Below are 25,878 nucleotides of genomic sequence, written 5' to 3'. Positions count from 1 at the left end.
AAGCGGTTGTCGCGATGTCGCGTTCAGCCCCAGTCCGTTCGCGACCGGATCCAGAAGCTGTGGGTGCCCGGATCGTGGCCGAGCAGCTCGTTTCGGGTGAGCCGGCACCACGCCGGCAGGTCCTGCGGCGCGCCGAGATCGTTCGCGATGACCCGGAGCACGCCGCCGGGCATCGCCTTCAGGCGCTTGCGCAGGTCGAGCACGAGCTCGCCGCAGCCGAGATCGCCGGCATCCCATTCCGCGTCGGCCCGGAGGTTCACACTCATACGCACTGCGCCGCTCCGACGCCGCGCCATCCCGCGCGGACCGGTGAAACTCGATAACGACGACGTCGCCGGCATGCTTCGCGCACGTCGGCAGCATCGATCTCGTCAATGGAAAGGAGCGGACCCTCGTCGAAACAACGCCCCGCCAAACTCGAAGGCGGATATGGCTCTCACGGAGCACGACGTCCGAACTGTGCCGCTCTGCATCCGACCCTAGGGCGCCGGGTTGAGCCGGTCAACACGCGCCTGAAGCGTACGCCGCGATGCGGCACGATGGCGAGCACGTGCCAGAAAGCGAGATCATTCTTTGTTGCGGGCTGTTTCGAGACAGCCTTATCGGCCCTTAAGGTCCGGGCTCGTCATGTGTTCCACGAAGCCTGGGATTCTTCCGACACTCCCAGAACTATGCAACTGCCGGTCGATATCGAGTATGCGCAAAGTTCACTATTGGATTCTACAACGCTGACGATTTACCAATCTTCAAGACAGATGGGGCGGCGGCATGGGCAATCAGATCGATGCGCTCGAGTTGAAATATCGGAAGTATGCCGAAGCCTATGGGGCAGCCGCCGTGCGAGGTGACGTCAGGGCCACAAACAGGAATAGCAATAAATTGGCTGAAATCCTTACAAAGCTCAGAGCATGCGGCGAGCAAGGGAAAGCTGTCCTGCGCCGCCTCATGAACGACGGTTCCGACGCTATTGCGGTGAGTGCCGCTTTTGACAGCCTGCCCTTCGCAGAAACGGAAGCACTCAAAATACTCGACGTCATAGCCAAGAAGGCTGGACCTATCGCTTTGGATGCAATGATGTGCGCCAAATTATGGCGAGCCGGAGAACTCAAGATCTGTTAACGGCACGAGCCAAGCCGTGGATCAAGTTTGTCGACCGTGATGCTTGCGAAATGTGCGGCAGCGTTTACGCCTCGTGCAGGACACGACGTTCGGCGGCATGACGTTCCACGTGACCGGACGTCCCGCCAGGAAGAGCCATGAGGGGATTGTGCCTCGGGGGCGGCGCGGATTCTAGGCTGCATCAATATGTCGGCCCAAGCGGTTCCCCGCGGAATCATCGTTGCGTCGCAGCGATAGCAATGCGCTCAGTCTTCGACTCTGGTGGAATATTTATGGTCAAAGAGTGCGTGCCCTTGATACAAAGGTTCGCTGCCTGAGGGCATCCGGGCGAAGTGCAAATTCGATCTGCAACCAACGGATGGCGAAGGGGCGGCTATGGGAATGGGCAGGTCTTTTGAGGCGACCGATGAGCAGATTCTGGGGGATTTCGGTCATTGCCAGCCTTGCCGCCGGAGGAAGTGTCGTCTTGCCGTCTTTTTCGGCCCTCGGCCAGGCTTCCGGCGCGCCGCAGGAGAATGCCGTCGCATCGTCCGAGGCGCAGAATCCTTGGACGTTCCGCTTCACGCCCTATGCGTGGCTCACCTGGATGAGCGGTTCGCAGACCGTGCGCGGCCGCAGCGTCGATATCGACACCAACACCTTTCAGCTGCTGGGCAGCAGCGATACGCTGGTGCCCTTCATGGGATACTTCCAGGCGCGCTTCGAGGACCGCATCGAGCTGTTCGCCGATGTGATGTACGCCGGGATTACCAGTGGTGTGTCGGCGTCGCGGAACTTCCAGGTCAATCCATTCGTCGGCGGCCGCGTCTCGGCGGCGGCGTCAATTTATTACCAGCAGCTCACGATCGAATTTGGCGGTGCCTACCAGGTGGCCAAGGTGGGCCGCGACAGGGGCGCCGAGGGCGCGGGGATGTCGGGCGTGGGACAGACTGCGTTCGATGTGCTGCTCGGCGGGCGGTATTGGCACCAGAAGGCGGACCTGACGCTGAACGTTGCGGGCACGCTGGGGGTCAACGTGGGTGATCTTCAGCTGTCGTTCGACCGCAGCCAGGCATTCGCCAGGTCGGGCGTCATCAACTGGGTCGATCCCTTTGTCGGTTTCAGGGTGCGGCACACGCTGGCGCCGCGGCAGCACCTGCAGGCCCAAGCCGACATCGGCGGTTTCGGCCTAGGCAGCCGGATTTCCTGGCAGGCACTCGCCACGTACGGCTACGAATTCGGTTCGACTGGGAACGTCGCGTGGGCCGGCATCATCGGCTATCGCGCGCTTTATGTCGACTACGTCCAGGGTTCGGGCAACACACTGTTCCAGACCAACCTGCTGCAGCATGGCCCCCTGATCGGGGTGAGCGCGAAATTCTAGGCGCGCGGAGTCAGTATTCGAGCGAAATGCCCGCCCACGCAGATTCGGCGACGATGGAGCGGATCGCTTCGGTGGCGAATCGCCGTGGCCTCATGGCAAGGGGAGCATCACATGCAGGAAAATTGCAGTCGGCAACGCACTGCAATTATCTCGACTGTGCAGCTCGATCGGCCAGAGCAACGACAAGAATTTTCATGTAGTCTGCGGAACGTGCTGGCCTTAGCGTTCGAATACGCCGGTTGATTTTTCGGCCTGACGACGATGACCGTCTCGACGCCGCCATCTCATATCGGTGCGAACGGAGCGACGAGATGGCGGTAAGTAGAACTCTGACGTTTGCCGAACCCGACCAGTATCAGTCCGCACTTCGAGCCGTTGAAGCCGACGTCATCGTTAACGGGAAAGGCAGATTTCACGCTCGCGTGACGCACGTCAACTTTTCCCGGCTCTGGTTGCAGAGCGGCAGTGACAATCTTCCAAGGATTGCACGCCTTGCCAACGACCCGTCTCGGGCGCCGATCTTCCTTCAGACGCATTCCAGCCAAGCGCCGATAATCATTGCCGGCAAGGAAATCTCGCCCAGCGACTTGATCGTCTTTCGCAACGGCGAGACCCATATCAACCGCAGTATGGGCCCCAGCTCCTGGGGGGCAATGTCGCTCGATCCGGAAGCTTTGGCCGACGCAGGGCGCGTCATTGCAGGTCGCGAACTCACATTCCCGCCGAATACCTATTCGACGCGGCCTCCGCCCGAGCTTCTAAGCCGCCTAACCTATCTCCATCGCCGAGCGATCCAGCTCGCTGCGGAAGGTCCGGAAAGGCTCGGACATCCCGAAGTCGCCCGTTCCTTGGAGCACGATATGGTTCACCTGATGGTTCGCTGCATCATCGACCAGTCCGGATCGGATGACCGCATCGGTAATTTTCGCCATAAGGCAATCATCCAGAAATTCGAGGAGCTGGCGGTCGCGAATCCGCACCGTCCGCTTCATCTCGCGGAGGTGTGCGCCGCCACCGGCGCTACCGAGCGCACTCTGCTGCGTTGTTGCCATGAGCAGTTCGGAATGGGCCCGATACGATTTCTCTGGCTTCGGCGCATGAACATGGTCCGCGCGGCGCTGGCACGGGCCGACGCAAGTTCCTCGAATGTGACCAAAGTTGCTACGGCGCACGGCTTCTGGGAACTCGGTCGCTTTGCCGTAAGCTACCGCAGAATTTACGGGGAATCGCCTTCCCGGACGCTGGCACGAACGTCCGCCTGCAATCCGCTCCCCAGCCACCCCGTGCGGTTTCCGGGGGGGCATTTTCCGGAATTGGCGGGAACTGCATAGCGACCGGGCCGCGGCCGGGAATATGGAAAGCGCGCTGACTTCCGAGGCCGGCCCGAACGAAATCCGGAATTGATCGATGCCGCAATCACAGGCTGAAACGCCTTGGCCGCAAAATCAAGAAGGCGCCGCCATGGTCTTCATTCCGGGCGGCACGTTCGTCATGGGCTCTGAGAGGCACTATCGGGAAGAGGCGCGGGCGCATCGCGTGATCTTCAGCCCGTTCCGGATCGACAAGACGCCGGTCACGAACCGGGAGTTCCGCAAGTTCGTCAATGCCGCGGGCCACGTCATGCTGGCTGAGCTGCCGCCCGATCCGAAGGACTACCCAAGCGCGCTGCCGCACGTGCCGAGGCCCGCCTCCCTGGTTTTCACGCCGTCGACCAATCATGTCGGCTTCCGCTGCGTCGTGCGCGAGAAACGGACAGCCTGATGACACCGCCGGCTTCAAAGACCCAGGTCATGATGGCTCGAGCGGCACTTGGGCTGATGGCAGTATTCGTCGTCCTGGGCGTTACAGTGTATGGCCTGTCGACGGAAGTTTTCGGGCGCATTTGGCATAACACGGTCGACCGCGTGGGCGGGCCGATGACCTTCCGATTCATCCTTCAGCCGATCATGGCGTCGGTCGCCGCTCTGTATGACGGGTTGGCAGATGCCCGGAGCGGGCGCTCGCACTATCTCTGGACCCTTGTGACCGATCCGGCGAAGCGCCTTGGCCGGCTGCGCGAGGGTGTGCGCGCCACCTCCCGGATCCTCCTCCTCGGGCTGACCATGGACACGATCTACCAGTACATCGTGTTCGACACCTTCCATCCCGCCGAAGCGGTAATCATTACGCTTCTGCTCGCCTTCGCGCCTTACGTGCTGCTGCGGGGGCCTATCTCGCGAGTCGTATCGTGGTGGCGCGGCGCCACACGCGCGGACGTGCCCCGATGACCGAGCCGGGCATCGTCTCCCGGCTGGGGACCCGGGCGCATCGTCTCGCGCCAGACTCAGGCCATCTCGTGTCGGATCTGATCGCCGGCATGACCTTTGCCGTGGTCAGTGTGCCCCAGGCGATGGCGCATGCACTGCTGGCGACGGTCAACCCCGTGCTCGGCATATACTCCCTGATGGTGGCGGTTCCGGTCGGCGCCATCCTCACCAGCTCCGTTTTCATCAACGTCTCCACGACGGCGGCGCTGTCGGTCGCCGTCGGCGCCGCCTTGGCGGACATGCCTGCCGGCCTGAAGGTCGAGGCGCTGGCGATTCTGGTGCTGCTTGTGGGCGTAATCCAGCTGTTTGCCGGTCTTTTGCGCTTGGGCTTTCTAACCCGCTTCGTCTCGAACGCCGTAATGATCGGCTTTCTCAACGGCATCGCCGTGTTGATCGTTCTTGGTCAATTGAGCGATCTGACTGGATACCGCAGCACTTTCTCCAACAGGGTAGCCCAAGCGCTGGATCTCATTCTGCGGATTGGCCAGATCGACGTTCAGGCGACAATCACCGGCGGAATGACGCTGGCGACGATCGTGCTGCTGCTGGTTTCGCCCCTGCGCCGGTTCGCGTTCATCATCGCCATTGCCCTGGCGACCGGCGTCCTGGCGGTCCTGACCCATTCGTCCCTGCCGACGGCTGCCTACTTCGCCGCGGTCCCGACGGTCGGCGATGTCACTGCCATTGCGCGCTCGCTACCCGAATTTTCGGTCCCTCGGTTGTCGCTCGTGCTGTCGCTGCTGCTACCGGCATTCTCGGTGGCGATCATCGGACTTATCCAGGGAGCGGGCGTCAGCGAGGGCGTTCCCAATCCCGACGGAAGGTATCCCGACGTCTCGCGCGATTTCTTGGGACAGGGCGCAGCGAACATCGCGACCAGCTTCGTCGCAGGCATTCCCGCCGGCGGTTCGATCTCGGGCACGGCATTGATCATGGGTGCTGGCGGCAAGTCGCGCTGGGCCAATATCTTCGTCGGCTTCTTCGTGGCGGCGATCGTGCTTCTGGCGGCGCCCCTGGTCGAACGCGTGCCGATGCCTGCACTGGCCGCGTTACTGATCGTGGCCGGATACCAGGGCCTGCGTCTACCGCAGGCGGTCATTGCCTGGAAGACCGGCCGCACCTCGGCGGCCATCATGCTCGTGACCTTCGTTGCGACACTGCTCGTTCCCCTGCAGTTCGCGGTGCTGTTCGGCACCGGGCTCAGCGTCGTGCTGCACGTGCTCCGTCAGTCCAACAAAGTCGTCGTGACCCAGTGGGTCCTGCAGCCGGAAGGCTTTCCAATCGAACAGGCGGCCCCCCGGCGCCTGGCGAGCAACCAACTCACGGTCCTGCATATTTATGGCAGCCTGTTTTTTGCCGCCGCCAAGAGCATCGAGGAGATGCTGCCGGCTGTCGGCGACGCCACCCGCGCAGTGGTTGCACTCACGCTGCGTGGCAAGATCGAGATCGGCAGCACCTTCGTCACTGTCTTGCAGCGCTATGCCGAGACGCTGAGGGCGCGCAACTGCAGGCTGATGCTGGTCGGCCTCGATCCAGCGGTGTACGAACAGCTCGCCAAGACCGGCGTGCTACAGTTGATCGGCGAGGAGAACATTTTCCTGGCGACACCGCAGATCGGCGCTGCCCTGAATGGGGCCGTGGCGGCGGCCACAACCTGGCTGGATCAGAAGCCATGACCGACCTGCGCGCCGAGCCTCGATCCGATCGGTCCGCCGCCAACGTGACAACTGGCAGTCATTTTTCCTGGCTGCAGACGCAACTCGCGCTCGAGAACACGATGCTGGCGTGGATCCACACCACTGTAACGACAATCGGATTCGGTTCTGCGATCGTGCAGCTCTACGAGCACCTGCACGACCTGCCGGGAGGAACGTCCGGTCTATTGGCAAGCGAATGCACGCGCCGGTCTACACGGTGGCGATGGTTCTGATGCTGATCGGCATCTTCGCCTTCTTCGCGGTGCTCCTGCATTTTGTCTGAAGCCTGGTTCACGGGAAACGGTCGACTCCGATACCGACGTCAAATCGGAGGGGCATTTGAAGGAGAGCAGAATGGCAAAGCCAAAGAAACCAAACATCCTCGTCCTGTGGGGAGACGACATTGGCTGGTGGAACATCAGCTACAACAATCGCGGACAGATGGGGTACCGCACGCCCAACATCGATCGGGTCGCGAACGAAGGCGTGGCCTTCACCGACTACTACGGGCAGCAGAGTTGTACGGCGGGCCGTGCGGCCTTCATCACCGGCCAGAATCCGATCCGTACCGGCCTGACCAAGGTCGGCATGCCCGGCGCGCCGAACGGACTCAAGCCGGAGGATCCGACGATCGCCGGCCTGCTCAAGCCGCACGGCTATGCGACCGGCCAGTTCGGCAAGAACCATTTCGGCGACCGGGACGAATTCCTGCCGACCCTGCACGGCTTCGACGAATTCTTCGGCAACCTCTATCACCTCAATGCCGAGGAGGAGCCCGAAGATCCCGACTATCCGAAGGACCCGGAGTTCAAGAAGCGCTTTGGACCTCGCGGCGTGCTGCATTGCCTGGCGGATGGCAAGGGCGGGCAGACGGTCGTCGACACCGGCCCGCTCACGAGGAAGCGGATGGAGACGGTTGACGACGAAGTCACGGAGCGCGCGCTGCGCTTCATCGACGACGCGCACAAGGCGGAAAAGCCGTTCTTCGTCTGGTACAATACGACGGCGATGCATTTCCGCACCCACCTCGCGCCCAAGCACAAGGGCAAGAGCGGGCAGGGTGACTACAACGACGCCATGGTCGCACACGACGAAAACATCGGCCTGATGCTCGACAAGCTCGACGAATTGGGCATCGCCGACGATACGATCGTGCTTTACTCGACCGACAACGGCGTTCACTTCAACAGCTGGCCGGATGCGGGCATCACGCCGTTCCGGTCGGAAAAGAACACCAACTGGGAAGGCGGATGGCGCGTTCCGGCATTCGTCCGCTGGCCGGGCAAGTTCAAGGCAGGTTCCGTCGTGAACGGCATTGTCAGTCACCAGGACTGGCTGGCGACATTCCTGGCAGCGGCCGGCGAGCCGGATATCAAGGACAAGCTGCTGAAGGGTCACAAGATCGGCGACCGGACCTACAAGGTCATGATCGACGGCTACGACATGCTGCCGTATCTCAAAGGCGAGACGAAAGAGAGCCCCCGGGAGTCCTTCTTCTATATCAGCGACGACGGCGACATCCTGGCGATCAGGATGGGCGACTGGAAGGTTGTGCTGATGGAGCAGCGCGCTCGCACCCTGCAGTGCTGGTTCGAGCCGTTCATCCGCCTGCGGGCGCCGAAGATGTTCCACCTCCGGCGCGATCCGTTCGAGCGGGCCGACGAGAACTCGAACACCTATTGGGACTGGATCATCTCGCATGCCTACATCGTCTACATGATGCAGGACGTGGTGGCGCAGCAGATCAAGAATTTCACGCTGTTCCCACCACGCCAGAAGCCGGCCTCCTTCAACCTCGATTCAGTGATGCGGCAGCTCGAGGATGCAAGCGGCAGCGCGAATCACTGAGTCGGCGGCACCAATCGATCGAACCGGGCCCGCTTGGGCCCGGCTCCCCGCATCACGGACCCCATGCACTGGAGTCTCCCGGCATGGGGCTCTCCCTTTCACGCTCGCGCCCTTGAGATCATGCAGGCCCTGCTGATCAAATACCTCAAGCGCACCCTTCTCGTGTTCGTGTTCGTGGTCGCGGGCGTGACCCTGCTCGCGGTGCGCGCCTGGGGCTCGCATGCCGGGCAACCGTTCCTTCGCCGACAGCCCGCTCTACCCAGGTAATTTCGCGCAGGACGGGAATAGCTCGTATCCTGGAGACCAACGGCGCTCCCACATGCCCGACGCCACAGGGCGCGCAGTGACGTCGAGGCTCGAAATCCTGCCAAGTATGGCATGCACGCAAGAGGAGTAGGTCATGAGCACGGACGAAGAATACAGAAGTGAAGGTCCGAATCCGGTTGCAGCAATTCGATCGAACCGGGGCTGGTTCGTTCTCCTCGGCCTGGTCTTGATGCTGGCCGGGGCCATCGCGATCGTCCTTCCTTCCCTTTCGACGATCGCGGCGGAACGAATCCTCGGCACCGTTCTCTGTCTCGGCGGCCTGGTTCAGGTCATCCAGGCATCCAAGGTCCCGAACTGGCTCGGCTTCGCATCGCACCTGCTGCTTGGCCTTTTCGCTGCGATCGGCGGCGCGCTGATCTATATCGACTCGCTTTTTGCCGTCGTTGCCATCACGATTCTCATCGCCGTCATCTTCGCGATTCTCGGCGTGTCGCAGATCGTCTTCGCGTTCAAGGTCAGGCGCATCCCGGCGTGGTACTGGTTCCTGGTTTCGGGCGGCATCGCGCTCATCGTCGCTGGGGCGCTATTGATTAAGCTTCCCTATGGCCATTCCTTCACGCCGGCAACGATCGCCGGTGTCTCGCTCCTGTTCACCGGCTGGGCCTATGTCGCCATCGCACGTGCATCCAGCGGAGCGGCGGAGTAGGGCTCCATGCCGGTAGATCGTCGATCTGTTGCTTTTTTCTTGCCCGATAGACGGACTTCCCAAGAGCGTCAGGACAAAAGTTGCACCGGCGTCCACGGAGCCGCGTCGGTTCCTCCCTGCTTGTAATCGCGGGCGCCCCCGATGGAGCCGCTCTCGTCGAATCTCCTCGAGCGGCCTATGCTCCTTCCTCTCTAAAACGAGTGAGGCCATCGCATTTGGAAGCAGCCCCCGTTTCCGGGTGAGGACTTCTCAAATACGATGGTTTTTGCTTCGCACCCAACCATCCGCCAGACCGTTACCCGTGTAGGCTCCCTTCCACGAGCGCTATCGCAACGGCGGGTATACGGGCATGTCCTATCAGGTCTTCGATGTCGTGCAGTACGGCGCGCTGGGTGACGGGGTCGCCGACGATTATCCTGCAATCACTGCGGCCTATGACGCGCTGGTGGCGGCGGGCGGCGGGGAGCTGTGGTTTCCGGCCGATCGGCGCTACCACGTGCGCTCGACCGGCGTTCACGGCCTGCACCTCGTCCGCCAGGGCGACGTCACGATCCGCATGGGTGAGCGTGCCTGGCTGGTGATGGACAACATGGCGGACGGGCTCGCCGTGTCGCACGGCATATTCGTCGAGGGGCCGGCGGCCAACATCGCGCTGATCGGCGTGCAGGTGCGCTACGCCACGCTCTCCGTCGCGCGCCAGGGCTGGGCACCGATCTATTTCCTCGGGGCGAATGTGGGCACCGGCGATGGCGGCGCCCGGCCGTACGGCTGGTATCGCGGCAATCCCGACGGCACAGAGGCGTGGCCGCAGATCGAGGCGGGGGCGGTGCGCGACGTGCGGCTGGAGAACGTCACGGTCGAGGACAGCCCGTCGGTCGGCGTCGGCATCGTCGGCGTCGACGGCATCCGCATCGCCAAAGTCACGGTCCGCCGCACCTGGGCAGACGGCCTCTATCACCTCTATTTCCGCAACGCGCGGATCGACGGATTCCACGGCATCGAGGTCGGCGACGATGCGATCTCGATGGCGAGCTACGAGAGCGACCTCGAGCGCGCCGACATCGACCTGCCGTTCCATGGCGAGGGCTCGGTCGTCACCGGCATCGCGATCGAGGGCAGGGGGCCGGTGCGCGACCTGCCGAGCGGCTCGATCGTGCCGCTCGGTGTGCGTGACTTGACCGTGGCGGGCTTCGTCATTGCCGACCGCTTTCGCGGCCTGCGCTTCGAGCCGGGCACGCAGCGGACGCTCGACTATCCGACGCTGAACCTGAACTTCCTGGCCAGCCGCAACGTCGTGATCCGCGACGGCGAGATCCGCGGCGCCGTGCAGGCGATCAGCCTCGTCGCGAAGGAGTGCAATTTTGCCACGCCGCGCAAGTGGTGGGACCATGACGTCACGATTGCCAATGTCGCGCTACGCGGCGGATCGGCGCCATTCGACTGCTGGGCCACCGGCGTCCCGCAGAACGGCGGGCCACCGCTCCCGCTGTTCGGCGGGTTTCATTTCAAGGACATCGTCTGCACGGGCTTCACCAGTCCGCACACGACGCTCGCCGGCCTGTACGACAGCACGTTCGTCGATATCGAGATCGACAGCCCGCTCGCAATACACGGGTCGGTGCCGCAAGGCATTGATCCCGACCGGCTCGACGGCGACGGCAAACCTATGTGGCCCGACAATCGCTGCACGTTCCGAGGCATCGAGAGCGCGGCAATTGTCTTCAGGGGCCTGAAGCACTGCCTGGTCGAGGACCTGCACTCGGCCGATGCGTCGGGCCGCGCCGTCACGTTCTCGACCTGCGCCGATGTCGAGCTGCGCAATGTGCGAGTGATCCGGGCCGATGGCGCGCGGAACGATTCAGGCATCCATATCGATTCCTTCTGCAGGCGCATCACGAGTGATGGCCTGATGCTCGACCCGGATGGCCATGCGCGGCATGGCGTGACGATTCGGGGCGCTGTGGATCGCTGAATCGCCGGCGCACGAAGGCGACGCAAACGATCGGCGGGGGGACGCGTCGCGAGGTGAAGCCGAACAGCGGAGCGGGGATTGTGAGCGGGAAAGAGTGTCCCATCTCCCGCGCCGTTCTGCCTGCCATGTTGACGCGCTTGCTGCGGCGTGTCGGTGCGAGGGCGTCCGGCGGTCCTGGCGATCGGGTCTCGCTCGGAGGAATCGTCAACGCCGACCGCATCGCCAGACGATTGCGCCGGTCGGCATGGTCTCGCCGGCCCCATGTCCTGCGTCCCAACCTGAGGTGGCGGAAGCTCGTGAACGAAGCGGAGATCGCCGCCATTGCCGTGCGACACGGCTTCAGCTCCGTCGTTCCGGTCACCCTCACCATGGCCGAGCAGGCCGCTCCAGCCTTGAGCGGAGGCCGCGGTGGCCGCATCATGGATCGATGTCAGATACTACGCTCACGCCGCACGGCGGATTCCTCGTCAGGCAGATTCTCGGACCGACGGTCATTATCGACGGAGTGGAGCTCGGACCCCTGGACGGCAAGACTCAGCTGGCGATCGCGGCAAAGGTGATCGGCAAGTCCACCGGCGAGCGGCTCGGTGCGCGGTACCGGACCCTGACCAGTCACCATGATCGAGACTCCGAGGCCACCATCCTCACATGGGTGTTCGACAAGTCGGCCTTTGGAAACATCGACGAGATGGCCAGCCTGGCGATCCTGCAGGAGGCCATCGAAGCATGGGCCGCAGAGGCATGGCGTCGCTTCGACTCGACCGCGGAACCGGAAGACGAAGCCGACCGTCCCTTGAGGGACGGGCTCGGCAAGATCCCGCGGTTCGGCGCGCTCTGACGCTCCCCGGAGACGTGGGGCATTTGGCCTTGCGGCCGTGGCATCCTTCGCCAAGAATCGGGCGTCCTTGGGAAGAACGAACGGCTACCTGGGACTGAAATGCGGATTCTTGCAAGTGCGGTCGCTGCCGCTTCGATCGTGATGACGTCTGTCGGATCTGACGGGCCGCGAGCGACCCTGACGGGAAGTCACAGGCGCCTCAGCCCGGCCTGGCTCGCCATTCCTGCCACGCTTATTGCGCTCGCGATCATTGCCTGGTTCTGGACATTTCGGGACTCGTCCATCCAGATCGCCACGGCGTGGGGCTTGCCGGGAGTCTGGCAGAACGATTGCGAAGCGCCGGTTAGCGCGGCCAATCCGCGCTACAGATTCAGCATCGAGCAGGGGAAGATCCTTCTCAGGCGCGACTTCGGACGCGACTTGAAGGATACGAGCGAGGTTTCCGATGTGGAGACGACGCCGGCCGGGGAGCTTCGCTACGTGGTGCACTTCGTCCAGCTCGGCAACAATCGCCAAGGTCGGGCAAGCCGGCAAAACGTCCTCGCCAAGTCGGCAGATGGCCGAATTCGGACCGTCTCCAACAAGGATACCGGCACCAGAGTGGAAACCGTGGTCGGGGGTATTCGGGCCGAGGACAGGAGCCCTACGCCCTGGATGAGCCGTTGCAGGCTGCAATAGTCGCCTCGCGGCTGCGTCGGGCACGCGCCGCCGGCTGATCCTCCATTCGTGGCGGTTAGGCCGAGCGGTTTGCGGGGTTTCCGGGGCACTCCTGAGGCAACTTCGCGCCTCACCGGTTCGTTACCCGGGCATCAATCATCCGGAGGAACCATGATCTTCAGACATGCCCTGCTTGCAGCAGTGATCACCGGCCTTGCCGCCGCGGCCCATGCCCAGACGCCGCCGTCCGCTTCGCCGGCCACCCCGCCGGCCGCGACCTCGACCACCAAGCCGATGCCGGGCTCGCACGCGGCCGATGCCAAGAAGCTGATCGGCCGCAACGTGAAGAATGCCGATGGCGACACGATCGGCGAGATCAAGTCGGTTTATATCTCGTCCGACGGTACGGTCGACAGCGTGATGGTCGGCGTCGGCGGCTTCCTCGGCGTTGGCGAGCGCGAGGTCCAGTTGGCCTGGAAGGAGCTGCAGATCGCCGACAATGGCGAGAAGGTCACGGTCAACATGAGCAAGGACCAGCTCAAGGCGATGGCGCCGTACACCTATAAGGATACGTCTTGGCGTGGCAACGTGTTCAGCGACCGCGGTCTCTGGACCGAGGACCAGCGTGCCGCGCGGGATGCCCGCGCCACCGCCGATACGGGCGCGTCGGTCAATCGCGATCGGACGATGGCGGACAGCAAGGCGACGACGGCCACTTCCCCGGCCGCGACGACAACGCCTCCGGCTGCGACGGCATCGACCGAATCGACCGGTGACTTCAATGCCGCGGGCGACATGTCGGCCAACGCGGTGATTGGCACCAAGGTCCGCAACGATAACAAGGACACCGTCGGTGCGGTGCAGGACCTCTATATCGATGGCCAGGGCGCGATCAAGACGGTGGTCGTCTCGGTCGGCGGTTTCCTCGGCATTGGCGCCAAGGACGTCGCCATCAAGTGGAGCGACCTCAAGCAGAGCCGCGACGGCAAGTCGCTGGTGCTGATGACAAATCTCAGCAAGGACGAGCTGAAGGCGCTGCCGGACTATACTGCCGAGCGCCGTGTTCCGACTACTCCGGACCAGGCGGCTGCGCCCAAGTAGGCGCCGCCGTCCATCCGATCGAGACGCGAGGCCCCTTCACTCGATGGAGGGGCCTTTCTCGTTGCACGGCGAAGAGTGTTTCATTGCCTCTCGGATCCCGGCGCCTGGGTCGCCCAGATCACACTCAGGAGGACTGCTTTGGCACGCGGCAGCACGACGAGGCCCAGAGCCAATGCAAGTGCCGGCCATACCGTGATCGCCACCCAGATCGGCCAGGACGTGAGCCTTTCGGCAGTGAAGATGATTGGAACGGCGATATGCCCGACGACAAGGATGGTGAGCCACGGCGCAGCGTCGTCCGAGCGGATATGCCCGTACCGTTCGCCGCAGGCAGCGCAGTGATCGACTTGCTTCAAATAGGATGCGAACAGCTTTCCTTGCCCGCAGTTTGGGCACCGCCCGATCAACGCACGCCGCATGACAATGCCCAGCCTGCGTCGGGGTGCCGTCATCGTGCTACTGGAGCGACGCGCTTCCCTTTACCATCTGGGGTGACTATCAGTGGCCGGCGCGCTCGATCGCTCCTCCGACGAGCCGTCGGTTGGTTCCGGCGAGACATCGTCACCGGCATTGCCAGGGTCTGAATCTCATGTTGGCCAACGCCGAGATGATCTCCTGGCGATCCAGCAACGGCGGCATGTGAAGAGAGGGTTGCTGCAGATTGCGGACATTTCCGGCAACGACGAGTGCATTGCGGCCCATGACACCCCGCGTGTCGAGCAGGCGAACGTCGCGCCAAGTTCTGTGGGCGGTGGCGGCATATCGATCCGGTGCCCTGTCCAGATCATGCAGGGCATGGACATTCGAAACGAAGCAACCGCCAGGTTCATCGAGGTGCGACCGGACCAGGTCGAAGAATTTCGATGTTTGCAGATGGGCCGGTATTTTGTCCCCATCATAGGCATCCAATACGATCGCGTCGTATTGGTGATGCGTTCCCAGGAGGAATTCCCTGCCGTCTGCAACGTGACAACGCACGGCCGCCGGAAGGCAGAAATAGCCGCGTGCGATTTCGAACGCGACCGGGTTCTTGTCAACGACCGTGACCTGCACGCCCGCCTTGGCGAGCATCGTTCCCAGGCAGCCGCCGCCGCACCCGATCATCAGGACATCCTGCGCTTTCGATTGCTTCAGCAATCCGAAGATCGCGTGGACATAGGGTGACAAGCCGATGCCATTGCGATCCGCCTCCGTTTGGAAGCATCCACCCTGTACGTAGAAGAACAACTTCCTGGCGCGATACTCCAGAACTTCGATTTCCCCGAATTCACTGTCGAGCCTTGCAATGGAGATCATGTGACTCTCTCGGGAGCTTTGCTTCGCAGGAAGCCTGACCGATTCGGCGCGCCCGCCGGTAGCGCGGATCAGCGTCCCGTGAACTTCGGGGCGCGCTTCTCGGCGAAGGCGCGGGCGGCTTCCTTGTGGTCCTCGGTGTCGCGCAGCTGCATCAGGTTGGCGCTCTCTGTGTCGAGGCACTCGGCGAAGCTGCCGGTCATCGCGCGGTTGAGGTTGTCCTTGATGAAGCGGTGCGCGAGCCGCGGACCGGCGGCGAGGCGCTTGGCGATCTCGAGTGCCTTGGCCTCGAGCTCGGCGGCCGGCACGACCCAGTTGACCAGGCCGAGACGGAACGCTTCCTTCATGTCGACGCGGTCGCCCAGCAGGTAGAGCTCGCGCGCCTTGGCGGGACCGACCAGCTGGGTCAGCAGCCAGGTGCCGCCGTAATCGCCGGACAGGCCGATCTTCACGAAGGCCGTGCTCATGATCGCCGTTTCGGCCGCGATGCGCATGTCGCACGACAGCGCGAGCGAGAGGCCTGCGCCGGCCGCGGCGCCGGGCAGGGCGGCGATCGTCGGCTTGGCCATCTCGAAAAGGCGCAGCGAGGTGCGCCGCTGCGACTGGCGCTGCGTCTCCATGCGCCGCAGCTGGTCGACCGGCGCGCCTGAGGAGAGGCGGGCCATGTTCTTCACGTCGCCGCCGGCGCAGAAGGCGCCACCGGCGCCGGTCAGCAGCACGCAGCCGACCTCGCGGTCGAGCTCGGCGGCGGCGAGCTCCTCGCCCATCCGCGCCTGCATCTCCTGGGTCAGCGCGTTGCGCTGTTCTGGCCGGTTGAAGGTCAGCACCAGGACGCCGTCCTCGCGCCGGACCAGGAGATCGTTGTTGTCGCTCATCGTTTCCTCTCGTCCATATTTGGTTCTGCCGGTCAGCCCCGACGCTCCGGGAAGGCAATCTGCTTGTCGATCATGTCATCTATCTCGGCCTCGCTGTAGCCCGCCTCGGCGAGCACCTCTCCGGTGTGCTGGCCCAGCCGCGGGGCGAATTGATCGGACGGCGGGGGCGTTTCCGACCAGGTGCTGGGCTCGCGCATGGTCCGGATGCGGCCCTCCGACGGATGCTCACGGAACTGGAAGAAGCCGCGGTCCTGCAGATGCGGGTCTTCGAGCAAGGTCTCCAGCGTATGCGGCACCATGTTGGGGATATCGGCCTCGTGCAGGATCGTCTGCCACTCCGCGGTCGGCCGCGTCTTAAGCTCGTCGGCGATCATGTCGTACAGGGCGTCGATGTTGGTGGTCCGTGCAGCGATGTCTGCGAAGCGCGGATCCTCCTTGAAGATGTGGCCCTTGCCGACCGCCTCGAAGAACCGCCGCCATTGGCCGTCGTTGTACGGCAGCACGGCCAGATAGCCGTCCTGCGTGGCATAGGGCCGGCGCGAGCGCGACAGGGTGCGCGCGTACCCCGGTGGGCTCGTCGGCGGGTCGAAAGTCGCGCCCTGCATGTGCTCGCACATCACAAACTGCACCATCGTCTCGAACATCGGCACCTCGATCTTCTGGCCGACGCCGGTGCGCGCCTTGGCCAGCAGGCCGGCGAGCAGAGCATTGGCCGCCGCCGTGCCGACGATGCGGTCGATCGCCGCCATCGGGATGAAGCGCGGCTCGCCCGTCGAGCGCTGCAGCAGCATGGGGATCGCCGACGCAGCCTGGATCAGGTCGTCATAGGCCGGCCGCCCGGCATAACGGCCGCCACTGCCGTAGCCGACCATGCCGAGATAGACGATCGCAGGATTGGCCTTGCGCACGGCTTCATAGCCGAGGCCGAGCCGTTCGAGGGGGGCGGGGCGGATGTTGGAGACGAAGGCATCCGCGCGGGCGGCCAACCGCAGGATCGCGTCCCGTGCCTCCGGCTTCTTCAGGTCGAGCACGATCGATCGCTTGCCGCTCGCATTGTGCTGGAAGCCGCCGCTCATGCCGCGGTTGCGCGCGTTGGCACCGTAGCGGCTGGAATCGCCCTCCGGCGCCTCCACCTTGATCACGTCCGCGCCGAGGTCTGCGACGATGCGCGTGCACCACGGCCCCATCTGCACGGTCGTGAGGTCGAGGATCCGAAGGCCGGCGAGAGGTCCGTTCATTACGCTACGCTCCTTGAACAAGTGCTCATGCTCTTCCGGACCGCGAGCGTCTCGCTCGCTCATGCGCATGAGCGAGCAAGACGCTCGCGGTCCGGAAGACGATGACAATCCAGGTTTCCACAGCGATCAGCCGACCGCGCCGCAGGCGCGCAGTTGCGAGATCTCGGCGGCGCCGAAGCCCCAGTCGCCGAGCACGTCGTCCGACTGCTGTCCAGCCGATCCGGCCGAATGGCGGATTTCAGGCTTGGTGCGGCTGAAGCGCGGCGCGGGCGCCGGCTGCACGACGCCGTCGAGCTCGACGAACGTGCCGCGGGCCTTCATATGCGGGTGCTGCGGCGCCTCGGCCATCGAGAGGACCGGGGCGAAGCAGACCTCGCATCCCGCCATCGTTTCGCACCATTGATCCCGCGTTTTCTCCCGGAATTTCCGCGTGAAGCACGCGCGGATGGCCGGCCAGCCCTTCCGGTCGTGCCGGTCGGCCGGCAGAGTGGTGCGGTCGACGCCGAGACGGTTGAGCAGCGCCTCGTAGAACTGCGGCTCGTTGCAGCCGATCGATATCCATTTGCCGTCCGAGGTCTCGTAGACATCGTACCACGGCGTGCCGGAGTCGAGCCGGTTGGAGCCGCGATCGTCGGTCCATAGGCCGGCGGCGTGCATGCCGTACATCATGGTCATCAGGCTCGACGCGCCATCGACCATCGCGGCATCGACGACCTGGCCCTTGCCGGACGAGCGCGCTTCGAGGAGGGCACAGACGATGCCGAAGGCCAGATACATCGCGCCGCCGCCGAAATCGCCGACGAGGTTGAGCGGCGGAACCGGCGGACCGTCCTTCGAGCCGATGGCATGCAGCGCGCCGGTCAGGGCGATGTAATTGATGTCGTGGCCCGGCTCGGCGGCGAGCGGACCCTCCTGTCCCCAGCCTGTGATGCGGCCGTAGACGATCTTCGGATTGAGCTTCAGGCAATCATCGGGACCGAGACCCAGCCGTTCGGCGACGCCGGGCCGGAAACCTTCCGTCACCGCATCCGCCTGGGCGATCATCCGCTTGACCGTCTCGAGTGCGCGCGGGTTCTTGAGGTCCATGGCAATGGTGCGGCGGCCGCGATTGAGGAGCTGATAGCGCTTGTCGAAGCCCTTGATGCCCTCCGCGCCCGGACGGCCGATGCGCACCACATCGGCTCCCATCTCGGCGAAGAGCATGGATGCGAATGGCCCGGGCCCGATCCCGCCCAGCTCGACGATCCTGATACCCGCCAACGGTCCCACGTGTGCCTCCTTTGCCGGGAGCGCGGCTCTCCAGAACCGCTCTTCCTTTTGCTTGCCCTATCCCATGAGCGGCTCTGGAGAGCCGCGCTCCCAGCTCAGTAGGCGGCTTCGAGGAGTTGGAGTGCGTCGGCGACTTGGGCTTCCGGTGAGCGGGCGCCGGCGTTCGCGTTAAAGTTCTTCACCGTGTCGGCGGCGATCTTCGGGAAGTCCTCGCGCGGGATGTCGAGCTGGCGGACGCGTGTCGGCATGCCCAGCCGCGCGTAGAGATCGTCGAGCCGGTCGGCCACGGCAAGCGCGGCCGCGCGGCCGTCCATGCCGTCGCGCCAGACCTCGAGCGCCTCGGCTACCCGTTGCGCTGCCTGCGCATCGACCGTGTCGGACGTCCTGATCCGCGTGGAATGGATCACCGAGGTGGATTCGCCCTGACCGATCCTCGGATAGCGGATGTGCAGTGCCGTCGAAACCGCGTAGCTGCCTGAGAAGGTTCGGCCGCGCAGCAGTCGGCTCATGCCGTCGTCCTCGGCGCGGTTGCGCAGGAAGGCGGCGACGCTGATGTCGATGAGCAGCGACGGATTGGCCGGCTCGTCCGGCAGCCGCTTGCAGGCCCGATAGGCGAGCCGGAACGCCTGGTCGTCGTCGCCCTCGACCAGCGGGTTGGAGTCGAGCTGGCCCTTGCCCGCGACACAGCCGGCGAACACTGTCGCCGCCGTCGAGCGGATCAGGTGCGGCGGCGTGGCAAGCAGCGCCTCCTCGTCGAGAAAGATCGAATGCGGCCGCGTCTTGGGATCGAAATACTCCATGCGATGGTCGAGGTCGGGATTCTTCAGTGCGGTTCCGGCCCGGTTCATTGCGCTGTTCGGCGTCGTCGGCACGTTGATGATCGGCGGCTTGGGCGCCGCCAGGCGCGGGCTGTAGGCGGGCCGTCCTTCCGGATACTGCGTCATGATCTGGAACGGATCGCCGGCCTCGCCCATGAAGATCGCGACGCCGCGTGCGGCCATGATCACGGTGCCGCCGCCGACCGCGATCAGCAGATCGGCGTCGGCCGCGACGGCAGCGTCCTTGGCCGCCTTCACCGAGACGTAGGTCGCGTCGTTCTCGACCGCATCGAAGACGCCGGCGTAGAGATCGCCGAGGGTTGCCGCGATGCGGCGGACGCTGTCGGTCTTCCCGGCGATGGAGGGCGAGCAGATGACGAAGGCGCGCTTCGCGCCGGCCCGGATCACGGCCTCCTTGAGGCTTTGCTCCAGCACCTGGCGCCCGCAATAGAGACGCCAAGAAAAGCCCGCCGCCCTGAATCCGTTCGCACTCATCCGATTTCCCCCTGTCGGCACGATTTGAGCGGCGCCAGCCGTGCAGGTCCAGCGCTTGTCAATGCCGTATTCCATGACTCGGAATGCATTGGCATATATGCGTATACAAGCCACCCGGCCTCGCACAAGATGTTTTCAAATGGGAAGAACATTGCAGATATGAGAAGTCGGGTGGGCTTCGAACTATAGCTGCAGCAGGACCAAGATGACGGTCAGAACCGCCGATCGCACGCTCGACATCTTCGAGAGCTTCGCCCGCCGGCAGAGCCCGATCACAGTGTCGGATCTGGCGCGCGAGCTATCGCTGCCGACGTCAACCTGCTTTGCCCTGGTCCGGACGCTGGTCGACCGGGGCTTCCTCTACTATCTGCGGCCGCGCGGTGCGTTCTATCCCACGCGGCGGCTCAGCATGGTGGCCGACGCGATCGCCCATCACGATCCGATCGCCCAAAACATCCGCCCGCTGCTCGAGGCCCTGCGCGACGCCACGGGCGAGACCGTCATCCTGGGCAAGCTGCAGGGGCTCGGCGTCGTCTATCTCGAGATCATCGAGTCTCCCCACGCCATCCGCTACACGATGACGGTCGGCTCGGTCCGCGCGCTGCACGCGTCCTCGATCGGCAAGGCGATTGTGTCCGCGATGGAGCAGGAGCCGCGCGAGCGCCTGCTGTCGCAGCTCAAGTATCCGAAGCTTACCGACCATACGATCCGCAGCCGTGCTCAATACACAAAGAGCCTGGAGGAGGGCCGCAAGCGCGGCTACTGGACCAACGTCGGCGAAAGCTCGCCCGATGTCATGGGCATCGCGCTCGCCGTCCGCATCTTCGGCGATCTCTACGGCATCAACCTGGTCGGCCCGCAGTCGCGCTTCGACCGGAACCTCAAGTCCTACGTCGACGCGCTGAAGGCGACGGTGCGCAAGGTCGGCGCCGTCCGTACCGCGCTGTACGACGATTAGCGTCGTACGGCCCTGGCAAATGCGTAACTGAGGAATCGAGTGATGATGCGAACAGGCAACCTGATGAGGAGGAAACGGCCTGGCCTTGCGGCCCGGTTCGGAGCGGCGCTTCTGGCCGCGACGCTCGGGGTGTCCGCGGCGGCCCTGCCGGTCCACGCCCAGAAGGCGGGCGGCGTCCTGCGCGGCGAGCTTGCCGACACGCCGCCCAGTCCCTCGCTGCACGAGGAGATCACCGTCTCCGTCGCCGTGCCGTTCATGGCGGTGTTCAACAACCTCGTGATCTACGACCAGTCGATCGCGCGCAACACCTTCGATTCCATCCGTCCCGAGCTGGCGACGGGGTGGACGGTCAGCGACGACGGCCTGACGGTGCGCTTCGACCTGCGCCAGGGCGTCAAGTGGCACGACGGCACGCCCTTCTCCAGCGCCGACGTGAAGTGCACCTTCGACATGCTGATGGACAAGGGCGAGGTGAAGCTCCGGCGCAATCCGCGCGGCGTCTGGTACGAGAACGTCGAGAAGGTCACGGCCGACGGCGACTTCCAGATCACCTTCCATCTCAAGGTGCCGCAGCCCTCTCTGCTGGCCTTCCTCGCGGCGGGCTGGACGGCGATCTATCCCTGCCATGTGCCGCCGGCGCAGATGCGGCGCCATCCGATCGGCACAGGTCCGTTCAAGTTCGTCGAGCTGAAGAGCAACGAACGCGTGAAGCTGGAGAAGAACCGCGACTACTGGAAGCCTGGGCGGCCCTATCTCGACGGCATCGAGTATTCGATCATCTCCAACCGGGCGACGCGCATGCTGGCCTTCACCGCCGGTCGGGCCGACATGACGTTTCCCACCGACGTAACGGTGCCGTTGCTGAAAGACACGATGCAGGCGCTTCCGACCGCGCAATGCACTTTGCGGCCGCTCGGCGTGAGCTACAATCTGATCCTCAACCGCGACGCGGCGCCTTTCAACGACGCGCGTGCGCGCAGCGCGGTGGCCCTGGCAATCGACCGCAAGGCCTTCATCGACATCACCAGCGAAGGCAAGGACCTCATCGGCGGCGCGATGCTGCCGCCACCGGCCGGCGTCTGGGGCGTCGGGCCAGAGGCGTTGAAGGACCTGCCGGGCTACGGCGGCGACATCGAGGCGTCGCGCGAGAAGGGGCGGGCGCTGATGCGCGAGGCCGGCTACGGCCCGGACAAGCGGCTGAAGATCAAGGTCAGCACGCGCAACGTCGCGTCCTACCGGGACCTCGCCGTGATCCTCGTCGACCATCTGCGGCACATCTACATCGACGGCGAGCTGGAGATGATCGACAGCGCGGTCTACTTCAACCGCCTCTACCAGAAGAACTACAGCCTGGTGCTCAATGCCACCGGCAGCTCGCTCGACGATCCCGACCAGCACTTCGTCGAGAATTACGGCTGCGCCGCGCCGCGCAATTTCAACGGCTACTGCAATCCGGAGCTCACCGCGCTCATGAGCGCACAATCCCGCGAGCGCGATACCGACAAGCGCCGCGCCATCGTGCACCAGATCGAACGCAAGCTGGTCGAGGACACGGTGCGCCCGATCATCTCCCACACTGTCGCCGCCGGCTGCATGCAGCCTCAAGTGAAGGGCCTGACCCTCATGTCCAACAGCATCTACAACGGCTGGCGCTTCGAGGATGTCTGGCTCGATCGGTAGGGCTCAACTTCTTCCATGAGGATCAGCGACGCCATTGCTTGATGACGTTGCGCTCGACGAGGGAGGCTACATCGTCGGCGGTGTAGCCCACCTCGCGCAGGACCTCGCTCGAATGTTCGCCGAGATTGGGAGCGGGGCGGCCAGGCGCGAGCGGGGTGTCCGACCAGGTCGCGGCCGGGCGCATCTGGCGCAGGGTGCCCTCGCTCGGATGTTCGACGGTATCGAAGAAGCCGACATCCTCGAGATGGCGGCTGTCGATGACGTCCTCGATCGAGTTGACGGGCATCGCCGCGATATCGAGCTTCTTGAAGAACGCCAGCCACTCCGCCGTCGTGCGTTCGACGGTGATCTTCGCGGCCATCACATAGAGATCGTTCACGTTCTCCAGTCGAGAGGCGTCCGTCGTGAAGCGTGGGTCGCCCTCGTACAAATCGAGCTTTCCGACGGCGCCGAAGAAGGCCTTCCACTGATCGTCGCGATAGGGCAGCGCCGCCACGAACCCGTCCTTCGTCGGATAGGGCTTGCGCGCGGGCGCCAGCATGCGCTTGTAGCCCCACGGCCCGAGCGGCGGCTCGAAGGTCATGCCGCTCAGCTGGTCGCCCAGCATGACCGAGGCCATGGTCTCGAACATCGGCACGTCGATGCGCTGGCCGCGGCCGGTGCGGGTGCGCGCCTGCAGGCCGCCCAGGATGTTCATCGCGACATGCGCACCCATCAGCCGGTCGACGATCGGCGTCGGCACGAAGCGCGGTTCGTGGCCGCCGGCGAACTGGTAGAGCCACGGCATGCCCGTCGCGGCCTGGATGAGGTCGTCATAGGCCGGGAGGTTGGAATAGGCGCCGTCGCGCCCGAAGCCGAGCGCGCCGACATAGACCACCTTGGGGTTCACGGCGGAAACCGCCTCGTAGGAGAGCCCCAGCCGGTCCATCGCCGCCGGGCGGATGTTGTAGAGCAGCACGTCGACCGTCTCGGCGAGGCGCAGCAGGGCGGTCCGGCCCTCCGGCGCCTTGAGATCGATCGCGAGGCTGCGCTTGCCGCGGTTGAGATTGAGGAACCAGGCCGACATGCCGGGGGTGCGGGCATAGCCGCTCTTGCGCGTGCCGTCGCCGTCCGGCGCCTCGACCTTGATCACGTCGGCGCCCATGTCGCCCAGCATCTGGGTCGCCGACGGCCCCATCAGCACCGTCGTGAGATCGAGGATCCTGATTCCTTCCAGCGCAGACGTCATCGGTCAGTTTCCCTTGAAATCCGGCACGGTCCGGGCGGCCATCGCACGCACGCCCTCCCTGAAGTCGGCCGTCTTGAACAGCCAGTCCTGCTCGACGAATTCGTGATCGGTCGCGGCCTCCACCGCGTCGGCCAGGCCGCGCCGCATGGTGGCGCGCGTCGACCTTACGGCCAAGGGCGCCGACTGCGCGATCTTCGTCGCCAGCTCGATCGCCGCCGTGCGCACCTCGGCGAGCGGCACCAGCAGGTCTGCCAATCCCATCTCGAGGGCTTTGTCTCCGGGAATGCGATCGCCGGTATAGAACATCATCTCCGTCGCCTGGGTGCCGATCAGCCGCGGCAGGGTCACCGTCAGGCCGAAGCCGGGATGGGTGCCCAGCCGCGTGAAATTGGCGCAGAAGCGGCCTTCGAGGCAGGTCACGCGGAAGTCGGCGACCATCGCAAGTCCGAGACCGCCGCCGACGGCGGCGCCCTGGATCGCCGCCACGACAGGCTTGCCGATGCGGAACAGGCGCACGGCTTCCTTGTAGAGGTTGGTCGAGCCGGCCTGCTGCTGGCGGATGACCGCGCCGCCCTCCTGGGCGCGACCGTCGGCGGCGAAATTGGCCCCCGAGCAGAAGTTCTTGCCCTCCGCGCAGAGCACCAGAGCGCGGCAGTCCTCATCACGATCGAAGGTCTCGAACGCCTCGCGCAACTGGGCGATCAGCGCGCGGTCGAAATAGTTGTTGGGCGGCCGGCGGATCTCGATCGTGCCGACCCTGTCGGCGAGCGAGACGGCGATATCGGCGTAGGAACTGTGGGTGATCATGGGTTTCGATCCTTGGTCTTGGGAATGATCATTGGACCGCGCGCATCCTGCGCGCTCATGATTCCGAGCGCGCAGGATGTGCGCGGGCCAATTAGGATGACGAGGGCAAATAAGTCACTGCAGCGCCTCGAGCGACCGGAGCTTGTCGATCGTCGCGGAGTCGATTCCCCAGCGCGGCAAGACTGTATCGGTATCGGTACCGGAGCGACGCGGGGGTCGCGGCATCGGCGAGGGCGTGCCGACGAAACGCGGTGCCGGGGCGGGTTGCGCGATGCCGTCGATCACTGGAAGCGAGCCGCGGGCAATGTGATGCGGGTGTTGCGACGTTTCCGCGACCGAGAGGACGGGCGCGAAGCAGGCGTCGCTGCCCTCGAAGACCTCGCACCATTCGGCGCGCGTGCGCTGGCGGAAGATCTCGGCGAGCGTCGGCTTGACGGCATGGCGCTCGGCCGGCCCGTCCTTGCCGATCAGCGAATCGGGATCGAGGCCGAGCTTCTCGTAAAGCTCGCGGCGGAAGCGCGATTCGATCGGGGCGACGGAGACATATTCGCCGTCGGCGCATTGGTAGACATCGTAGTAGGGGGCGCCGCCGTCGACGACGTTGGTGCCGCGCTGCAGCGACATCCGCCCCGATGCGTAGCCGCCGTAGAACGCCGTCATGAGCGACAGGGCGCCGTCGACCATCGCAACATCGATCACCTGGCCTTCGCCGGTTTGCTGGCGCGCATGCAGGGCGGCCAGCACCCCGACCGCCATGTAGAGCGCGCCGCCGCCGAAATCGCCGATCAGGCTGAGCGGCGGGGCGGGTGGTCCGCCCTCGCGGCCGATCGCATGCAGGGCGCCGGTCAGGGAGATGTAGTTGAGATCGTGGCCGGCGCGATCGGCCAGCGGTCCGGTCTGGCCCCAGCCGGTCATGCGGGCATAGACCAGGCCGCGGTTGCGCGCACGGCACTCGTCGGGACCGAGGCCGAGCCGCTCCATCACGCCGGGGCGGAAGCCCTCGATCAGCACATCGGCCTTTGCCGCCAGTTCGAGCGCGCAGGCCTGCGCTTCCTTCTGCTTGAGGTCCATCTTCACCACGAGGCGATTGCGGCGCAGCAGGTCGAAGCCCGGCGTCTTCGGGCTGCCCAGCTCGATCGGCTCGGTACGGTCGATGGTCACGACCTCGGCACCCATGTCGGCCAGCAGCATCGTGCCCATCGGCGTCGGGCCGACGCCCGCGAATTCCAGCACCTTCAGTCCGGCCAGAGGCCCGCCGCGCGGGCCGGCCTCATCCTTTTTTTCTTGCGACTCCACGTGCGCCTCCCTGGTGCTGCCTTCGATCACAAGCGGTGTGCTGGGGG

At 64.7% G+C, this 25,878-nt stretch carries 26 protein-coding genes; 16 read left to right on the top strand and 10 right to left on the bottom strand.

Annotated features, from left to right (window positions below; all coding sequences use genetic code 11):
- Positions 1-23 precede the first annotated feature (23 nt).
- Complete coding sequence (locus ACQY8M_RS30830) at positions 24-266, bottom strand: sulfurtransferase TusA family protein (protein ID WP_428664197.1); 243 nt, start codon at positions 264-266, stop codon at positions 24-26.
- A gap of 502 nt (positions 267-768) precedes the next feature.
- On the opposite strand from ACQY8M_RS30830, the gene ACQY8M_RS30825 reads away from it, so the two are divergent.
- From ACQY8M_RS30825 to ACQY8M_RS30760, 14 genes are all read left to right on the top strand, one after another.
- Positions 769-1,119 carry a hypothetical protein gene (locus ACQY8M_RS30825; protein WP_428664194.1) on the top strand — a complete coding sequence of 117 codons (351 nt, stop codon included), beginning with the start codon at positions 769-771 and terminating at the stop codon, positions 1,117-1,119.
- A gap of 358 nt (positions 1,120-1,477) precedes the next feature.
- Positions 1,478-2,482 (top strand): hypothetical protein, encoded by a 1,005-nt coding sequence (locus ACQY8M_RS30820; protein ID WP_428664192.1) that lies wholly within the window; start codon positions 1,478-1,480, stop codon positions 2,480-2,482.
- A gap of 311 nt (positions 2,483-2,793) precedes the next feature.
- Positions 2,794-3,813 carry a helix-turn-helix domain-containing protein gene (locus ACQY8M_RS30815; RefSeq protein WP_428664189.1) on the top strand — a complete coding sequence of 340 codons (1,020 nt, stop codon included), beginning with the start codon at positions 2,794-2,796 and terminating at the stop codon, positions 3,811-3,813.
- Between the two features lie 130 nt (positions 3,814-3,943).
- Complete coding sequence (locus ACQY8M_RS30810) at positions 3,944-4,243, top strand: formylglycine-generating enzyme family protein (protein ID WP_428664186.1); 300 nt, start codon at positions 3,944-3,946, stop codon at positions 4,241-4,243.
- A gap of 56 nt (positions 4,244-4,299) precedes the next feature.
- Entirely contained in the window at positions 4,300-4,749 is a 450-nt protein-coding gene (locus tag ACQY8M_RS30805; protein WP_428664184.1) for a hypothetical protein, read from the top strand.
- Positions 4,746-6,464, top strand: coding sequence for a SulP family inorganic anion transporter (locus tag ACQY8M_RS30800; protein ID WP_428664181.1), 1,719 nt, complete (start codon positions 4,746-4,748; stop codon positions 6,462-6,464). The genes ACQY8M_RS30805 and ACQY8M_RS30800 overlap by 4 nt, the downstream gene beginning before the upstream one ends.
- Positions 6,461-6,718, top strand: coding sequence for a DUF202 domain-containing protein (locus ACQY8M_RS30795; protein ID WP_428664179.1), 258 nt, complete (start codon positions 6,461-6,463; stop codon positions 6,716-6,718). Before ACQY8M_RS30800 ends, ACQY8M_RS30795 begins: the two co-directional genes overlap by 4 nt.
- Positions 6,719-6,839: 121 nt before the next feature.
- Positions 6,840-8,333, top strand: a complete 1,494-nt coding sequence (locus ACQY8M_RS30790) for an arylsulfatase (RefSeq protein ID WP_428664177.1) — start codon at positions 6,840-6,842, stop codon at positions 8,331-8,333.
- 63 nt (positions 8,334-8,396) lie between these two features.
- Positions 8,397-8,600, top strand: coding sequence for a hypothetical protein (locus tag ACQY8M_RS30785; RefSeq protein WP_428664175.1), 204 nt, complete (start codon positions 8,397-8,399; stop codon positions 8,598-8,600).
- A gap of 133 nt (positions 8,601-8,733) precedes the next feature.
- A complete protein-coding gene (locus ACQY8M_RS30780) occupies positions 8,734-9,306 on the top strand; it encodes an HdeD family acid-resistance protein (protein ID WP_428664172.1) in 573 nt (190 codons plus the stop codon).
- 349 nt (positions 9,307-9,655) lie between these two features.
- Positions 9,656-11,278, top strand: a complete 1,623-nt coding sequence (locus ACQY8M_RS30775) for a glycosyl hydrolase family 28 protein (protein WP_428664169.1) — start codon at positions 9,656-9,658, stop codon at positions 11,276-11,278.
- 556 nt (positions 11,279-11,834) lie between these two features.
- Positions 11,835-12,116 (top strand): hypothetical protein, encoded by a 282-nt coding sequence (locus ACQY8M_RS30770; protein WP_428664167.1) that lies wholly within the window; start codon positions 11,835-11,837, stop codon positions 12,114-12,116.
- A gap of 99 nt (positions 12,117-12,215) precedes the next feature.
- Positions 12,216-12,794 (top strand): hypothetical protein, encoded by a 579-nt coding sequence (locus ACQY8M_RS30765; RefSeq protein WP_428664164.1) that lies wholly within the window; start codon positions 12,216-12,218, stop codon positions 12,792-12,794.
- Between the two features lie 150 nt (positions 12,795-12,944).
- Positions 12,945-13,874 carry a PRC-barrel domain-containing protein gene (locus tag ACQY8M_RS30760; protein WP_428664161.1) on the top strand — a complete coding sequence of 310 codons (930 nt, stop codon included), beginning with the start codon at positions 12,945-12,947 and terminating at the stop codon, positions 13,872-13,874.
- An 80-nt stretch (positions 13,875-13,954) separates the two neighbouring features.
- Here the strand turns inward: ACQY8M_RS30760 and ACQY8M_RS30755 are convergent, their stop codons facing one another.
- The 6 genes from ACQY8M_RS30755 to ACQY8M_RS30730 all read right to left on the bottom strand — a co-directional run bounded on the left by ACQY8M_RS30755 (position 13,955) and on the right by ACQY8M_RS30730 (position 19,862).
- Entirely contained in the window at positions 13,955-14,326 is a 372-nt protein-coding gene (locus ACQY8M_RS30755; RefSeq protein WP_428664158.1) for a DUF983 domain-containing protein, read from the bottom strand.
- Positions 14,327-14,435: 109 nt separating this feature from the next.
- Positions 14,436-15,170, bottom strand: a complete 735-nt coding sequence (locus tag ACQY8M_RS30750) for a spermidine synthase (protein ID WP_428664155.1) — start codon at positions 15,168-15,170, stop codon at positions 14,436-14,438.
- Between the two features lie 68 nt (positions 15,171-15,238).
- Positions 15,239-16,042 carry an enoyl-CoA hydratase-related protein gene (locus ACQY8M_RS30745; RefSeq protein WP_428664152.1) on the bottom strand — a complete coding sequence of 268 codons (804 nt, stop codon included), beginning with the start codon at positions 16,040-16,042 and terminating at the stop codon, positions 15,239-15,241.
- A 32-nt stretch (positions 16,043-16,074) separates the two neighbouring features.
- The gene (locus ACQY8M_RS30740; RefSeq protein ID WP_428664149.1) at positions 16,075-17,280 is read right to left on the bottom strand and encodes a CaiB/BaiF CoA transferase family protein; all 1,206 of its coding nucleotides are present in this window, start codon (positions 17,278-17,280) and stop codon (positions 16,075-16,077) included.
- A 126-nt stretch (positions 17,281-17,406) separates the two neighbouring features.
- Positions 17,407-18,549: a CaiB/BaiF CoA transferase family protein gene (locus tag ACQY8M_RS30735; protein ID WP_428664146.1), complete on the bottom strand. Its 1,143-nt coding sequence runs from the start codon at positions 18,547-18,549 to the stop codon at positions 17,407-17,409.
- 95 nt (positions 18,550-18,644) lie between these two features.
- Entirely contained in the window at positions 18,645-19,862 is a 1,218-nt protein-coding gene (locus ACQY8M_RS30730) for an iron-containing alcohol dehydrogenase (protein WP_428664143.1), read from the bottom strand.
- Between the two features lie 205 nt (positions 19,863-20,067).
- Between ACQY8M_RS30730 and ACQY8M_RS30725 the strand changes: the two genes are divergently transcribed.
- Together ACQY8M_RS30725 and ACQY8M_RS30720 are read left to right on the top strand one after the other, a co-directional pair.
- The gene (locus ACQY8M_RS30725) at positions 20,068-20,820 is read left to right on the top strand and encodes an IclR family transcriptional regulator (protein WP_428664141.1); all 753 of its coding nucleotides are present in this window, start codon (positions 20,068-20,070) and stop codon (positions 20,818-20,820) included.
- A gap of 42 nt (positions 20,821-20,862) precedes the next feature.
- Positions 20,863-22,500 (top strand): ABC transporter substrate-binding protein, encoded by a 1,638-nt coding sequence (locus ACQY8M_RS30720; RefSeq protein WP_428675545.1) that lies wholly within the window; start codon positions 20,863-20,865, stop codon positions 22,498-22,500.
- A 22-nt stretch (positions 22,501-22,522) separates the two neighbouring features.
- On the opposite strand, the gene ACQY8M_RS30715 is transcribed toward ACQY8M_RS30720, so the two are convergent.
- The 3 genes from ACQY8M_RS30715 to ACQY8M_RS30705 form a co-directional block, all read right to left on the bottom strand.
- Positions 22,523-23,728, bottom strand: coding sequence for a CaiB/BaiF CoA transferase family protein (locus ACQY8M_RS30715; RefSeq protein ID WP_428664138.1), 1,206 nt, complete (start codon positions 23,726-23,728; stop codon positions 22,523-22,525).
- Between the two features lie 3 nt (positions 23,729-23,731).
- Positions 23,732-24,535: an enoyl-CoA hydratase/isomerase family protein gene (locus ACQY8M_RS30710; RefSeq protein WP_428664135.1), complete on the bottom strand. Its 804-nt coding sequence runs from the start codon at positions 24,533-24,535 to the stop codon at positions 23,732-23,734.
- 114 nt (positions 24,536-24,649) lie between these two features.
- On the bottom strand, positions 24,650-25,831 hold the full coding sequence (locus ACQY8M_RS30705) for a CaiB/BaiF CoA transferase family protein (RefSeq protein WP_428664133.1): 1,182 nt from the start codon (positions 25,829-25,831) through the stop codon (positions 24,650-24,652).
- Positions 25,832-25,878 lie beyond the last annotated feature (47 nt).

The organism is Reyranella sp. (assembly GCF_965279465.1).
Taxonomy (GTDB): Bacteria; Pseudomonadota; Alphaproteobacteria; order Reyranellales; family Reyranellaceae; genus Reyranella.
Note: the sequence above shows the minus strand (reverse complement) of the source record. Positions and strands in the feature narration are given on the sequence as shown.